This is a genomic window from Nostoc sp. 106C (genome assembly GCF_002154725.1).
Lineage (GTDB): Bacteria > Cyanobacteriota > Cyanobacteriia > Cyanobacteriales > Nostocaceae > Aulosira.
Genome location: NZ_MTAW01000201.1, coordinates 20,890 through 34,932 on the forward strand (window position 1 = coordinate 20,890; position 14,043 = coordinate 34,932).

Sequence of the window (14,043 nt, forward strand, 5' to 3'; positions counted from 1 at the left end):
AACACTTCATACTTCACTAATTAATTTGAAACTCTTTTTCCTTCTTATCTCTCAGCACTCAGCACTTTTTAATGCAAAGTCCATATACTGCTATTTTAATTGTACCAACTGGCGTGGGGGCAGCAATCGGAGGTTATGCTGGAGATGCTTTGCCAGTAGCCAAAGTTATATCACAGGTGTGCGATCGCCTCATCACTCACCCCAATGTCCTCAATGGTGCGAGTTTGTATTGGAATCTGCCAAACACTTTCTACGTTGAAGGTTATGGACTTGACAAATTTGCCGCAGGCTACTGGGGATTGCGTCCTGTACATAGTAACAAAATAGGTTTGCTTTTAGACCAGGGTATAGAACCAGAATTGCGGCTAAGACACTTGCAAGCAGCGGATGCAGCCAGAGCAACTCTAGGCCTAAGCCTGACAGATTATGTAATTACAGATACTCCATTAAATATAGAATTACGAACTTCGCCATCGGGGATTAGTTGGGGAACAATTGGTAACCCAGATAGTTTATTAAGAGCAGCAGAGGTATTAATTAAACAAGCGGGGGCAGAAGCGATCGCAGTTGTTGCGCGTTTCCCCGATGATATGGATGAGGAAGCAGTAGAAAACTATCGTCGCGGCAAAGGTGTCGATCCTTTGGCGGGTGCGGAAGCTGTCATCAGCCATTTAATAGTCCGTACCTTTCAAATTCCTTGTGCCCATTCTCCAGCCTTAGCCTCAGCACCCCCAGATCCTGATTTATCTCCCCGTTCCGCCGCCGAAGAATTAGGTTACACCTTCTTACCGTGCGTGCTTGTCGGCTTAAGTCGCGCACCACAATTTATCATAGAGAAAGAAACAATCAAATATCTATCAGAGGATATTTGGGCAGATCAAATTGATGCTGCAATAATACCAGCAACTGCTTGTGGTAGTAGTGCAATTCTGAGCTTAAATCAGAAGCGATGCCAAATTATCACTATTGAGGACAATAAAACTCAAATCCAAGTTCCTCCCCAACCCTTAAAGATCAAGCCCATACAGGTAAACTCTTATCTAGAAGCAGTCGGTGTATTAGTAGCACATAAAGCTGGTGTTGATCCATCTGCTCTCCGTCCTCAAATCAATTCGTTACAGCAACTTAATTATTAGTCAATAGTCATTTGTTATTTCTCACTTGTCCTCCTTGTCCCCCCATCCCCGCGTCCCCACTGTCTGTTTGTCGTCCCCCATCCCTGTAAATACCCGTGGTTGAACAACAAAAACAAGAGCCAGAAATTCCATACCTAACACGCGTCCAAGTACTGGGGGCGATGGGAGCAACTGCAATTATTTTGTGGATAGTTGCCAAACTGTGGCTACGCTTTGGCGACTTTTCTATATTTTCTTGGCAGTGGAACGAGAAAGATTTGCTTTTTGGGATAGGGTTAGGATTAATTATCACCGCTTTGAGTGGCTTAACTTATCGCTTTTGCCCTCCCTACCGTAAAAGTGCAGATTATTATTTAGACTTGGTGCTCAAGCCTTTAGTATTACCAGACATAATTTGGCTAGGGTTGCTACCGGGGTTAAGTGAAGAATTATTATTCCGGGGTGTGATGTTACCAGCCTTAGGAGCAGATCATGTAGCTGTAATTGTATCGAGTCTTTGCTTTGGGGTATTGCACCTGAGTGGTTCTGAACAATGGCCTTACGTACTATGGGCAACCATTGTCGGGCTAATTTTCGGGTATAGCGCTCTGTTGACAGGCAACTTATTAGTACCGATTATTGCCCATATTATGACGAATTTGATTTCTAGCTATTTGTGGAAATTGCGCCGGGTGTAGAGCGAAAATTATAGTAATAGCTTAAGCAGAGTGTAAATTACTAAAGTGCTAACCCTATCCTTTGGGAACGTTTGAGAGCGAACAGGTGACGCTCGTACCTCATCAGTGCTGTGTACTAAGAGCGCAGTCGTTCCTCTACGTACCCGTCGCTAACTCACTACGAACTCATCATCTTTACTCTGCGAGAGCTTATAGCTAAGAGGTAGAAACTAGTAATTATTAATAAATATCACATTTTTATATACTGCTTGCATAAATTTAGGAAGTCCGAGAAATATATCTGTAGAGAAAATAAAACATCTTTTCAACAGATTTTTAAAGCTTTCCTATGAATCGACCTCTACAATTTGGCAAAAATAGCACATATCGCTTCTCTACAATTACCGCAACCTTGATAATTTTGATAGTTGCGACTGTATTCGGTCAAGTAAAAATCTATAGCGCTGTAGCACAAACACCAAATACAGGTACAGTAACCCCAGCGCCAAACCGTAAGGCTGAAGCCGATAAACTTGTGGAAACAGGAACTAAGCAGCTTGATGAAAATCAATACGAAGCGGCTTTGCAATCTTTCCAACAAGCACTAGCTATTTATAAACAAATTAAAGACCGTCAGGGAGAAGGTAAAGCATTGCAAGGTTTAGGTAGTGCTTATGTCTTCTCCGATAAGAATCAGAAAGGGATTGAATATTCTCAGCAAAGTTTAGCAGTTGCACAGGAAATCAAAGACCGTACGCTAGAAGGAAAGTCTTTAAGTATACTAGGTGTAGCTTACAAATCCTTAAAGGACTATGCCAAATCTCTAGATTACCAACAGCAAGCACTGGTCATTGCCAGAGACATTAAAAATCGTGAACTTGAGGCAGATAGTTTACGGCGATTTGGTCATGTTTATTATGCTCAAGAAAATTATCAAAAAGCAATTGACTACTATCAGCAAAGCTTGGTAGTTGCACAACAGATTAACAATGGTTACTTAACAGCTTCTGCTCTATCCAGCTTGGCGGATTCTTGTAACTCACTAAAAGATTACCAAAAAGCAATTAATTACTATCAGCAAACTCTAGAAATATCAAGAAAAATCAAGCGGCGTGATGGTGAATTATACGCTCTAAATACTATAGGTAATATTTACTATGATTCTCTCCATGATTACCAAAAAGCCAGTGATTACTATCAGCAAACTCTAGTAATTGCTAAAGAAATCAAAAACAGTGAATATCAATCTATAAGCCTACAAAATCTTGGTCAAGTTTACAACTATAAACTCAAAGACTACCAACAAGCGATTAATTATTATCAACAAGCATTAGCACCTACACGAAAGATAAAAAATAAGGATCGGGAGTCCAGTATTTTATATGGCATTGGTAAAGCTTACCAGTCTTTGAAAAATCAGCCAAAAGCCCTAGAGTACATTCAGCAGAATGCCAAAATTAATTTAGAACTTAAAAAACTCAATTGTGACTCACTAGATATTTATTCTCTCGGTGCAGCTTATGAAGACTTAGAAGAATATACCAAAGCAAGTGATTATTATAATCAAGCATTAGTAATTGAGCGGAAAACTAACAAGCGTGATTGTGAGTTAAATATCCTAAAATCTCTGACTGACACTTATAATTCTCTAAAAGATTATCAAAAGGTAATTAGCACGTCACAACAAGCTTTGATAATTGCTAGAGAAATTAAAGACCGGGAAAGCGAATTTAAAATATTAGCTTATGGTTTTGGTAAGGCATATAATTCGCTACAGGAATATGCAAAAGCAATTGAATATTATCAGCAAAGTCTCGCAATTGTGCGGAATTTAAAGAAGCGCGAGCAAGAATCTGATTTATTGAATGATATAGGTAGCATTTACCACGATTCACTTAAAGAATATCCCAAGGCAATTGAATATTTCCAGCAAGCATTAGTTATTGCTCAAGAAATTAAAAATCGACCATATCAACTCACTTCTATTAGAGGTCTTGGACTGGCTAATTATAAATTACAGAAATCTCAAAAAGCAATTGAATATTATCAGCAAGCACTTGCCATTGCCCAAGAACTTAAAGACTGGGAAAAAGAAACAAAACTACTAATAAATTTAGGCGAGGCTTTTAGCGATATTAAAAACGAACCTCAAGCAATTACCTATTATCAGCAAGCTATCAAAGTGGCAAGGGAGAGCAAAGACCGAGATTTAGAACAGCGTACCCTAACGCAAGTGGGAACGAGTTATTTGTTACAGGGAAATTTACCCCAAAGCATTGAATACTATCAGCAAGCCCTAGTCATAACACGGGAAACTAAAAATCGCGATGACGAGGGGAAGATTTTAATGCTTTTAGGAATTGATTACAACTACATGGGTAACTTGCCAAAGGGATTTGAGCTACTTCAACAAGCGTTATCCATTACCAAAGGAACTGAATTTGAAAGTGGTGTTTTGGTCAATATTGCTGTTATTTACATGGCACAGGGAGATTATCTCAAAGCCATTGACTTGAGTCAGCAATCCTTAGCAATTGCCAGAGGCGAAAATCCTTCAAAAAATGGTCAGCATATCAAAGACCATGATACAGAAGGGCTAGCATTAATTATTTTAGGTGGTGCTTACTCTGCTGGGCAAAATGATGATCAAAAAGCTATTGAGTTGCTACAACAAGGCTTGACTATTGCGCGGGAAAGTAAAAACCGTTTTTTAGAATCGATGGCTTTGAGTTATTTAAGTATTGCTTATGTAGATCTCAAGGAATATCCCAAAGCAATTGATTTTGCCAAACAAGGTTTAGCTATTGCTCAAGAAATCAAAAATCCAATAGCAGAATTAATATCTTTACCTTCACTAGGTATTATTTACGGGAATTTGGGAGACTATCCACAGGCAATTTCTTTCAATCAAGAAACTTTGAAAATTGCTCGCAAAACGCAAAATCATGTAATGGAAGGTATTACACTGCTATCGTTAGGCGGCATTTATGATGACCAAGGAAATACCCAAAAAGCAATGGAAGTGGCGCAGCAAGCAGCAGCAGCATTTGAGGAAAGTAAAAGTCCTGTGTTCAAAGCTGTGGCGCTAATGAGTTTGAGCGGTGGTTATGAAAGGTTACAAGACTATCCAAAAGCTATTGCTACAAGCCAAGAAGCATTGACTATTGTGAGGAAGCTAAAAGACCGATCGCTAGAGTCTAATGCTTTAGGCAATTTAGGTTATATTTACCGCAAATCGGGACAATTTCAACAGGCGATATCCTTCTATGAAGAAGCATTGAAAACAGATCCGACTCCAAATATTCCAGGGAGTGGTGCTGGTGCTTATACAGGTTTAGCTCGTGCTTATCGCAGTTTAAATCAGCCACAGAAGGCTATTGAATATTACCAAAAAGCTGTTCGTGGAATAGAGCAAGTGCGGCAAAAAATTCAAGGTTTACCTCCACAGTTGCAAACATCATTCCTACAAGCTGGTCGCAAAGGAGAAACTAGGGCAGATATTTATCGCGAGTTGGGTGATTTATTACTTGCTCAAGGTAAGATAGCCGAGGCACAGCAGGTATTAGATTTGCTGAAACTGCAAGAGGTGAAAGATTTTCTGCGTATTAGCCAAAGAACTAGGTCACTAGAACGACCAACTGACCCCAATACTAACGCCATCCTTGATAAAGCAGTAGCATTGGGTAAGGAATTAGACACACTCGAAAAAATTCAACCTACTAAAAGAACAAGTAGCCAACAACAGCGAATTGTAGAATTGCGGAAATCTCAAACAGATATTCGCAAACAGTTTGGTGAATTTCTCAAAGACCCAGAAGTAGAGAAACTTGTGGCAGAGTTACAACAAAGTACTGGGGGAGAAAATATTAATTTAGAAACGCAAGTAAAAACTCTCCAAGATAATCTTCAGCGACTTAAGCAAGATGCAGTAATTCTCTATCCGTTGGTTCTTAAAGATCGTCTGGAATTGGTGTTAGCTACTCCCTACGGGCCTCCTATTCACCGCACAGTTGCGGTGACTGAGGAACAACTGAATAGTACCATCGAAAAATATCGCCGTGATCTAAAAAGTCCAATTAGCAATGCTAAAGTTTCTGGCGGTCAACTCTATGAATGGCTAATTAAACCTATAGAAAAAGACTTGTCTGAAGCCAAAACCAAAACCATTATTTACGCTCCCGATGGTAAACTGCGTTATATTCCGTTAGCCGCTTTATATGATGGTAAACAATGGTTAGTACAACGCTTCCGCATCAATAATATTACTGCTCTGAGCTTGACAAATTTCACCACTAAACCACAGCCACAATTGCAAATTTTAGCAGCGGCATTTGCTAATTCTCAACGTAATGTCGATATCAAAGTTGGCAACAAAGATTTCAAATTTCAAGGGCTACAATTTGCAGGTCGTGAGGTGGAAGGAATAGCAGCCACAATTCGGGATACTAAAAAAGTAGTTGATGAGCAATTCAACCCAGATATTGTTTACTCAATGAATGATTACAACGTTGTACATTTGGCAACTCATGCTGCTTTTGTTGCTGGCCAACCAGAAGATTCTTTCATTGTTTTTGGTAATGGCAAATATGCGACTCTAGGGGATGTCCAAAACTGGAATTTACCCCACGTAGACTTATTTGTATTGAGTGCTTGCGAAACTGGCTTGGGTGATAAATTAGGCGACGGTAAAGAGATTTTGGGCTTTGGTTACCAAATTCAAAGAACAGGAGCAAGAGCTGCGATCGCCAGTTTATGGTCTGTTGATGATGGCGGTACGCAAAGTTTAATGAATACTTTTTATAGCGCACTAAAAAAACCGAACACGACGAAGGCTGAAGCCCTGCAAGCAGCACAAATAGCATTAATTACTGGGAATTATGAGGCTTTAGGTAAACAGCAAGATGGAGGAGATCACCTCAGCCACCCCTACTATTGGGCACCGTTCATTCTCATTGGTAATGGATTATGAGAGCAATTTTTGACTTTGGATTAAAAGTGTAGTGTTGTGGCAGGCAATGCCCACCCAACAGAATTGTTAATTTTTCAAGAATGATTGAGGATTGGCGATCGCCTTTGTGCTGCTAGTGCGATCGCCTGGGGCAAAATTTGATGTTCCTGAAGTTGAATCCGCGCATGGAGGGTTTGGGCTGTGTCATCTGGAAGGACTGGTACTGCCGCTTGCATTAATATTGGGCCGCTATCTACTTCTAAGCAAACTAGATGCACCGTACAGCCAGCAATTTTTACACCAGAGGCTAAGGCTTGTTCTACTGCATGGATACCTTTAAAACTAGGCAACAAGCTGGGATGGACATTAATAATTCTGTCAGCAAAGGCATCAATTAATACTGGCGTTAATAGCCGCATCCAGCCTGCCAAAATCACCCATTCCACATCGTACTGTCGTAAAGTTTGTACAAGTTGCTCATCAAACTTTTCCCGGCTTTTGTAATCGCGGTGATTCAGCAATACCGCTTCTACACCCCTGTTTGCAGCCCGAACAGCAGCCTTAACCCCAGGGTTGTTATAAATTAAAACTTGAATTTGAGCATTTAGTTCCCTTTGTTCAATAGCTTGGGCAACAGCCTCAAAATTACTGCCATTTCCAGAAGCGAGAATCCCTAATTTTAAGGGAGTGGTAGATGCCAATTGGTTACTAGAAATCTTGGGAGAAATCAAACTACTAGTAGCAGTAACCGTAATAGGATTATTACTCATAAGCGAAGGTCGATAATTTTGACATTCTCCGGTAATTTCGTGTTCTCGGAAACTTTTGTGAGTAGGGCTGCTGTGGGAGAGAAAGCTGTAGGTCTGGGTTGTCCTGGGTCGGTGTTATCTAATTGCAGTCGCAGCTGACCATCAGGAGTAAATTCAAAAATTGTTAGTGCTTGTTTTTGCTCAGCGGAAACTGTGATATCCAAATGCATTGGTTGTGGTGTTGGGTTAATGCTGTACTTAAATTCCACAGCCATCGGCTTTTGCGGATTGGGCGAGAGAATATATAATTTACCATCCGGCGAGAAAATAAAAGTGAGTGCAACATTCGATGAAGGGTCTTTACTTTGCCATTGCCCTAATAATTTCTGGGAAATTGGGTTTGTCGGCTGATTTGTTGGCGATGGCGTTGTGATTGGTGCTTTTGTTGGCTGATTTGTGGACGATGGCGTTGGGATTGGTGCTTTTGTCGGCTGATTTGTTGGCGGTGTTGGGATTGGTGCTTTTGTTGGTTGAGCCAGCACAGCTGTATCGAGTGTCATCGATAATGCTATAAGTACGCTAGAGGTCAGCATGGTGCTGGCGATGAAAAATTTGCCAAAGAAGGGGAAAATTTTAGGCATTTGTTTGAGCCAATAGAATGAAAGGATCTTAGCAGTACCTCTGCGTAGAATCACACTCTACCGCATTTGATAGCCAAAATAGCTATGAAACCATCCCGTTCTTCTGACATGCAACTGCTGGATAATGATACAGTTGCCGCCTGGATTTTTCTGACACCAGCATTGATTTTACTGGGTCTGTTTATCATTTGGCCGATCGCCTATTTGTTTTATCTGAGTTTTACCGCTGGTAGTTTTACTTCAAAAGGCACTTACCTAGTAGGCTTAAAAAATTACTGGCGGTTGTTATTCAATTCCGATTTTTGGCAAGTTTTAGGTAACACCGTTTATTTTACCGTTGCCACTGTCATTCCCAGTTTAGTTATTCCCTTAGGGTTGGCAGTACTATTAAACCGTTCTGTACCTGGACAAGGCACAATGCGAAGTGCCTACTTTCTGCCTTCAATTATTTCTCTTGTCGCCGCAGGGTTAGGATTTCGCTGGTTATTTCAAACCGCTGGCCCGGTAAACGCATTTTTAAATATATTTGGCATCCCATCAATTCCTTGGTTAGGAGACACATTTTGGGCTATGCCAGTACTAATTTTAGTAAGTATTTGGAAACAACTCGGTTTTAATATGGTGGTGTTCTTAGCAGGATTGCAAGCAATTCCCCCCAGTCGTTACGAAGCTGCGGAACTGGATGGTGCAAATGGTTGGCAACAATTTTGGCATATCACCCTCCCTGGATTGCAACCGACTTTAATATTTGCGATTGTCACCACTGCGATTTTTACCTTGCGGAGTTTTGAGCAAGTTTATGTAATTACAGGTGGTGGGCCGTTAAATTCCACAAATTTGCTGGTTTATTACATTTACCAAGAAGCCTTTGGTCAATTTGATTTTGGTTATGCAGCCGCAGCCGCGACAGTATTACTAGCAGTAACCCTAGTGTTTGTGTATTTGCAATTACGAACTTGGGGTGAGGAATGATGATGGCAGATGGCAGGAGGCAGAAGGTTAAACTGAACGGAGTCTTTGATACTCGGCGATGAGTCTTTGATACTCGCGGACGAATCTTTAATACTCGCGGACGAGTCTTTAATACTCGTGAATGAGTCTTTGATACTCGTGAATGAGTCTTTGATACTCGGCGATGAGTCTTTGATACTCGGCGACGAGTCTTTGATACTCGTGAATGAGTCTTTGATACTCGCTAACGAGTCTTTGATACTCGCCGATGAGTCTTTAATACTCGTGAATGAGAAAATAGACACAGCAAAGTATACATGGTAGGGGCACGGCATCCAAAATTTTTCTACAAGCTGATAATATTAATGATGCCGTGCCCCTACTACGATAATTTTCCTTAACTGAACCGTATTGAAACCAGACTCATAGCATTTCAGTTTAATAATGATACAAATACACGGCTAAGGGTTTAGCAATGCTCATACGTGTCAACTTAACGTGAAACCCTTGTTAAAACGTGATTTTGTATTCACTCACCTACCATTACAATCCTCGTCACCCCACCCCAGTTTTGTCTAAAGCCAAAACTTCCCCTCCCCGCAGGCGGAGAGAAGTTGCGTGCGGGGGTTCCCCCCCGTTGAGCAAACTTCGGGGGAGGGGATTAAGGGGAGGGGTAAAACGTATGTGGGATAAGCGTTTGAGCTTAAGTTGACACCAATGAGCAATGCTAAACCCCTACGAAAAATCTATATTTACAGCAGTTTACATATTCATGGAATACGCGTAGAGACGTTACATATAACGTCTCTACATTGATTGTTGGAGATGTCCAATCAACAAATCAACATCTAGCCTAAGAACCAGAAGCAACCTTAACAGGTTTATTTTTCATTGCTTTAAAGCGTTCACCCAACTGTTCAGCAATAGTTTTCAAACCTGGAGTCTTTTTAGCCGCAGTCTTCACATAATCATAAACCGTCAAACTGCTGCTCATCGCTTCGCTACCGACCGCCAATAAAGTATCATCAACTTGTTCTGTGACTTGGCGCAGTCCGGTTAACAATTCCGTCAGTGTTGCAGCTAATTGATAATCTCGCGTAAACTCCTCTACATCAAAACTGGCTGGGAGAATATCGCGGTTAGTCTGAGCAGCAGTCAGACTATTATTGACAAAAGCCAAGCTTTTATCGCCCATTTTAAATAACTTACGTCGTTCTTCCACACTTAGAGTAACCAGAAACGGCAGCTTTTTTTGAATTGTTTGCAACGCTGCTTTGATTTCTTGGATATCTTCTGGCGTAAGGGAGGCGGTAATATTTTGATATGGCATGGGAGAATTACCCTGATGATTTAACTCTCTCTAGGATTCCCAGCGATAAATGCGATCGCACATCTTACAACCAATCAGTCACAATAAATCGCAAAATTCCTCAATCTTCCCTTCCTCTCTGCGCCTCCGCGCCTCTGCGTGAGGATAAAAATCTTTAAGCTACCTGCAATGGCTGTCCGAGAGTTTTTGGTTCCGGGAGAGGTTCACCAAGTTCCAAGGCTTTTTCAATTAACATCTCTAGTACCTCTTGGGCATTCTTCAGCGCTTCTTCGTAAGTATCTCCGTGAGTACAAGGCTGCATGACATTGGTAAACTCAGGCAACAGCACAACATAACATTGGTCTTCATCTGACCATTGAATAATAATTGTATATTTCATTCTTCTGTTTCCTCTGGTTCTACTTCTATAGTCTTGAGTTGTTCCAGCGCTTCATTAACTTGTTTTTCTAGATAAGGCTTGGCATCACTACCATCTTTGCCAGCGATGATAATAGCTTGAGGTAATTGTGGATGTATCCATTTACTATGGCTACCTTTTGCTGGTTTATAGGCAAACCCTGCTTGCAGCAATAAGCTTTTTAATTCTCTAATTTTCTTGGGATAACCTCAGCTTACATTCTGGCTCCCCACTTCCTCAATTTATTCTGAGCGAACTCTCGCAGTTTCTCATCTGGGTCATTCTCTGCTCTGTCAAGCAAAAGTGGTAAAGTTTGGGGATGCTGAGGAAATTGCTCAATAATGAACGCAAGTGCAACACGCCGAGGATTTAGCCAGTAGCTTGGATGCTTGAAAGAGTCTGTGACAGTACAATCATGCAAAAATTCAAATATTCCAGGTTCATCTTTCCAATCTTGAGCTAGACATACTATTGCTAATCTTCGTACTGGCCAAGCTTTATCAAAACGAGCGCAGACCTTGAGAATTGAAAAAGTATCAGGATCGTGTTTCCCAATACTAGCTAATTCTAGTATTGCGCTTCGTCGCACACGCATATCGCTATCCTGTTGAATACAGATTTTAAGAATAGACAAAGTATCAGAGTCTCTTATCCGTTTCCTAGCTAGTGCTTGTATTGCTGCTATTCGCATATGAACATCATCTGATTGAGCATATATCTTTAGCATTGGTAAATTATTAGCATCAATTGCTAATTCTGTGACTAACTCATCTATAAATGCCTGAGCTACAGCCCAATAGCGAGTACAATCAAGGACATTTTTAAGGTAAGGTAGTGTTTCTGGATGACTTTTCCAAGTAGTTGCAATTGCCGAAACTGCTTGAGCGCAAACTTGACTAATTAACTCAAACTCTTCTGTATTTGTAGGTTCTTTGCCAGTTTCATACTGCGTTAAGTTTTTGAGGTAGTTTAAGAGTCTATTATCAGTTGCAGAGATTGCATTCCTATTTCTGACTTCTGCTAAACACTTAGCCGCTAAAAATAGGTTGACAAACTTCTGTGGTTCTCCATCTTGTGCCATTAAGTGCTCAAGAATTTCACCAACAAATTTTGGCTCAATCATTCCGGCAATTAGCAGCAAAACCTCATGCCAAGTTTCATCTTGCCAGTGTTTGCCAAAAACTTCAGTTGTTAAATACTCAATTGTAATACTGCGTTCTTTCTCAAACTGCCAGACAAACTCCCAAGCACAGAAATATTCCAAAAATGTTCTATGCACAAAAGCATAGTAATCTGCACCCAAGAAACATAACATAAAGTTGCGAGTCCGCAGTTGATTAATCATCACCCTCGCAGCTTCTCTGGCTTGGCTGACTTCTATAGTTTTGAGATAGTCAGTCAAAATTTTAACTAAATCATCTTCTTTAATTAAATTACCTGCTAAACCTTTGTCGCCAGTTTGCATATAATAAGCAACCTGACGCAGCATCGCTTGCTTATCTTTATAATCAATAGTTTTAGGATCTATTCTTTTATCTTCCACCAAAGCACATTCTACATCCCATTGATGCAACAGTACCCGCGATGCTTGGTTATAAAGTTCGGCCCTATCTCTTGGCAATTCCTGATTACGATTGAGAATCGCCATCATCGTTAACAATAGGGGATTCCCCGCTAGTTCTGTAATAGCTTTGGAAGTTTCAATTCCTTTTTGCAATCGTTCGCGTTTCCTAACTTTATCTGCTGTATCGCTAAAAGTTAACTCATGCCAACGGTAAATAAAATCCTGAATTTGTGATGAGTCTAAATCTTGCAACATAAAGTGATGAAATTGAGCATCCCTTAATCGTTGCGGTTTATAGCCAATCACGCGAGAAGTGACAATCACCTGCACATTAGGATATTCATTGGTGAAGCGATGAATAGCTGTAATAATATCCTCACGTTTACCAGGGTCAAATACTTCATCCAAACCATCAAACATCACCAAAGCGTTACCAGACTTTAGCTGTGCTTGTAATTGATGCTGATTGAGGTGAGAAATTGCACCGGGACTTTGATGAAAGAACTCTAAAAAATTCTTGCAATGTCCGTCATCAGAATTTCGCATATAAGCGCGTAGTTCAATTAGCAAGGGAATTGGTGGTAAAACAAATCCCGCTTTATCGAGTTGATCGATAGTTTTTTCTACCCAATCTAGCGCTAGGTATTGCAATAACGTAGACTTACCCGCACCAGGATCGCCTAAGATGACTATGTATTTATAAGTTTGGGGCTGATTGACAATATCTAATACTGAATGTATCGGCTGTTCAAAATAAACTCGTTTATATTTTTCTAATTCTTCTAAAGCAACTTCTTCTGCTTCTACTTGGTCAGTTTCTCGCAGTCGCCGCAGATGTTCTTTAGGTAGTTCGTGGATTTGGGGTAAAACTTGGTGAACTTCTCGCACATTTTGCGCGATAAATATTCCCCATAATCTCAGTTCGTTATAGGCGTAACCGCTGGTATCTAAACTATCTAATTTTAAATTGACATAGCGCTCGCGAATTGCTTCTTGATATTGCCGCAAGTCAAATTCTGGTTTAATCTCGCCTCTACCTTGATTATCTTTGCTAATATCATCGAGCTTCTGGAGAATTAAAATATCGCGTAAATCTTTTGATTCAGCTAAAATTTGTTGGCATTTTCTCAGATAATTATCAGTCACTAATTGCCAGCTAAATCTAGCTGGTAAAGCAGGGAAATTCAGACTCTTCCAAATTTCTTCCAGAGTTTGATAATCCAGCTCATCACAATCTGGATCAAAAGCTTTACCGAGTATTTCTTTAACCGACTTGTGGTAGATAAATTTTTTGAGTGGTTTCTGGAATTTCTTGATGTCTTCCTCAGAAGCCTTGCGAAACTTTAACTCATCTTCTAGCAGTTGCAAAAATTCCTTGAGTGCTTTAGCAATAGCTTTGTGAATAGGTTCTTTCTTAAATAGGTCAGGAACGTTGTTAAAACGGTCTTTAAAAAAATCTTTGGCGTAGTCCTTAGCTAAATCATTGGCAAATTCTGAGGTAAGAATATTTTTGACCAGAAATCCCACAGCATTGGTTGCTACCCAGCCAACTAGCCATTCCACTATCATACTCGCGCCTGCTTCAGCTTTTGACTACGAGTATATACACCAGCATCAGTAATTTTCCCAGATTTCCGAGATATTAAAGAAAGTAGTTTTGTAATAGTCAAC

Annotated in this window: 11 protein-coding genes; 5 read left to right on the forward strand and 6 right to left on the reverse strand. The window is 40.4% G+C overall.

The annotated features are described in order from the left end of the window. Positions 1-71: 71 nt before the first annotated feature. From BV375_RS30140 to BV375_RS30150, 3 genes are all read left to right on the forward strand, one after another. On the forward strand, positions 72-1,136 hold the full coding sequence (locus BV375_RS30140) for a DUF3326 domain-containing protein (RefSeq protein WP_086767361.1): 1,065 nt from the start codon (positions 72-74) through the stop codon (positions 1,134-1,136). A gap of 95 nt (positions 1,137-1,231) precedes the next feature. After that, on the forward strand, positions 1,232-1,813 hold the full coding sequence (locus BV375_RS30145) for a CPBP family intramembrane glutamic endopeptidase (RefSeq protein WP_086767363.1): 582 nt from the start codon (positions 1,232-1,234) through the stop codon (positions 1,811-1,813). A gap of 328 nt (positions 1,814-2,141) precedes the next feature. Further along, positions 2,142-6,761: a tetratricopeptide repeat protein gene (locus tag BV375_RS30150; RefSeq protein ID WP_086767365.1), complete on the forward strand. Its 4,620-nt coding sequence runs from the start codon at positions 2,142-2,144 to the stop codon at positions 6,759-6,761. Between the two features lie 74 nt (positions 6,762-6,835). Here BV375_RS30150 and purN read toward each other — a convergent pair whose 3' ends face one another. Together purN and BV375_RS38910 are read right to left on the reverse strand one after the other, a co-directional pair. Further along, the gene (purN, locus tag BV375_RS30155; protein ID WP_086767367.1) at positions 6,836-7,510 is read right to left on the reverse strand and encodes a phosphoribosylglycinamide formyltransferase; all 675 of its coding nucleotides are present in this window, start codon (positions 7,508-7,510) and stop codon (positions 6,836-6,838) included. Next, positions 7,507-8,130, reverse strand: coding sequence for a hypothetical protein (locus tag BV375_RS38910; protein ID WP_086767472.1), 624 nt, complete (start codon positions 8,128-8,130; stop codon positions 7,507-7,509). Before BV375_RS38910 ends, purN begins: the two co-directional genes overlap by 4 nt. An 84-nt stretch (positions 8,131-8,214) precedes the next feature. On the opposite strand from BV375_RS38910, the gene BV375_RS30165 reads away from it, so the two are divergent. Next, the gene (locus tag BV375_RS30165; protein ID WP_086767369.1) at positions 8,215-9,102 is read left to right on the forward strand and encodes a sugar ABC transporter permease; all 888 of its coding nucleotides are present in this window, start codon (positions 8,215-8,217) and stop codon (positions 9,100-9,102) included. A gap of 832 nt (positions 9,103-9,934) precedes the next feature. Here the strand turns inward: BV375_RS30165 and BV375_RS30175 are convergent. Next, positions 9,935-10,411, reverse strand: coding sequence for a hypothetical protein (locus BV375_RS30175; RefSeq protein ID WP_086767373.1), 477 nt, complete (start codon positions 10,409-10,411; stop codon positions 9,935-9,937). On the opposite strand from BV375_RS30175, the gene BV375_RS37310 reads away from it, so the two are divergent. Beyond that, positions 10,405-10,569, forward strand: a complete 165-nt coding sequence (locus BV375_RS37310; protein ID WP_166507562.1) for a hypothetical protein — start codon at positions 10,405-10,407, stop codon at positions 10,567-10,569. The two genes, BV375_RS30175 and BV375_RS37310, sit on opposite strands and share 7 nt — an antisense overlap. Here the strand turns inward: BV375_RS37310 and BV375_RS30180 are convergent. From BV375_RS30180 to BV375_RS30190, 3 genes are read right to left on the reverse strand one after another with little or no spacing between them, the layout of a single operon-like run. Continuing rightward, complete coding sequence (locus tag BV375_RS30180) at positions 10,566-10,790, reverse strand: type II toxin-antitoxin system HicB family antitoxin (RefSeq protein WP_086767375.1); 225 nt, start codon at positions 10,788-10,790, stop codon at positions 10,566-10,568. The two genes, BV375_RS37310 and BV375_RS30180, sit on opposite strands and share 4 nt — an antisense overlap. Beyond that, positions 10,787-11,002 (reverse strand): type II toxin-antitoxin system HicA family toxin, encoded by a 216-nt coding sequence (locus BV375_RS30185; RefSeq protein WP_086767377.1) that lies wholly within the window; start codon positions 11,000-11,002, stop codon positions 10,787-10,789. The genes BV375_RS30180 and BV375_RS30185 overlap by 4 nt, the downstream gene beginning before the upstream one ends. Before the next feature lie 20 nt (positions 11,003-11,022). After that, positions 11,023-13,941 (reverse strand): HEAT repeat domain-containing protein, encoded by a 2,919-nt coding sequence (locus tag BV375_RS30190; RefSeq protein ID WP_243714101.1) that lies wholly within the window; start codon positions 13,939-13,941, stop codon positions 11,023-11,025. Positions 13,942-14,043 lie beyond the last annotated feature (102 nt).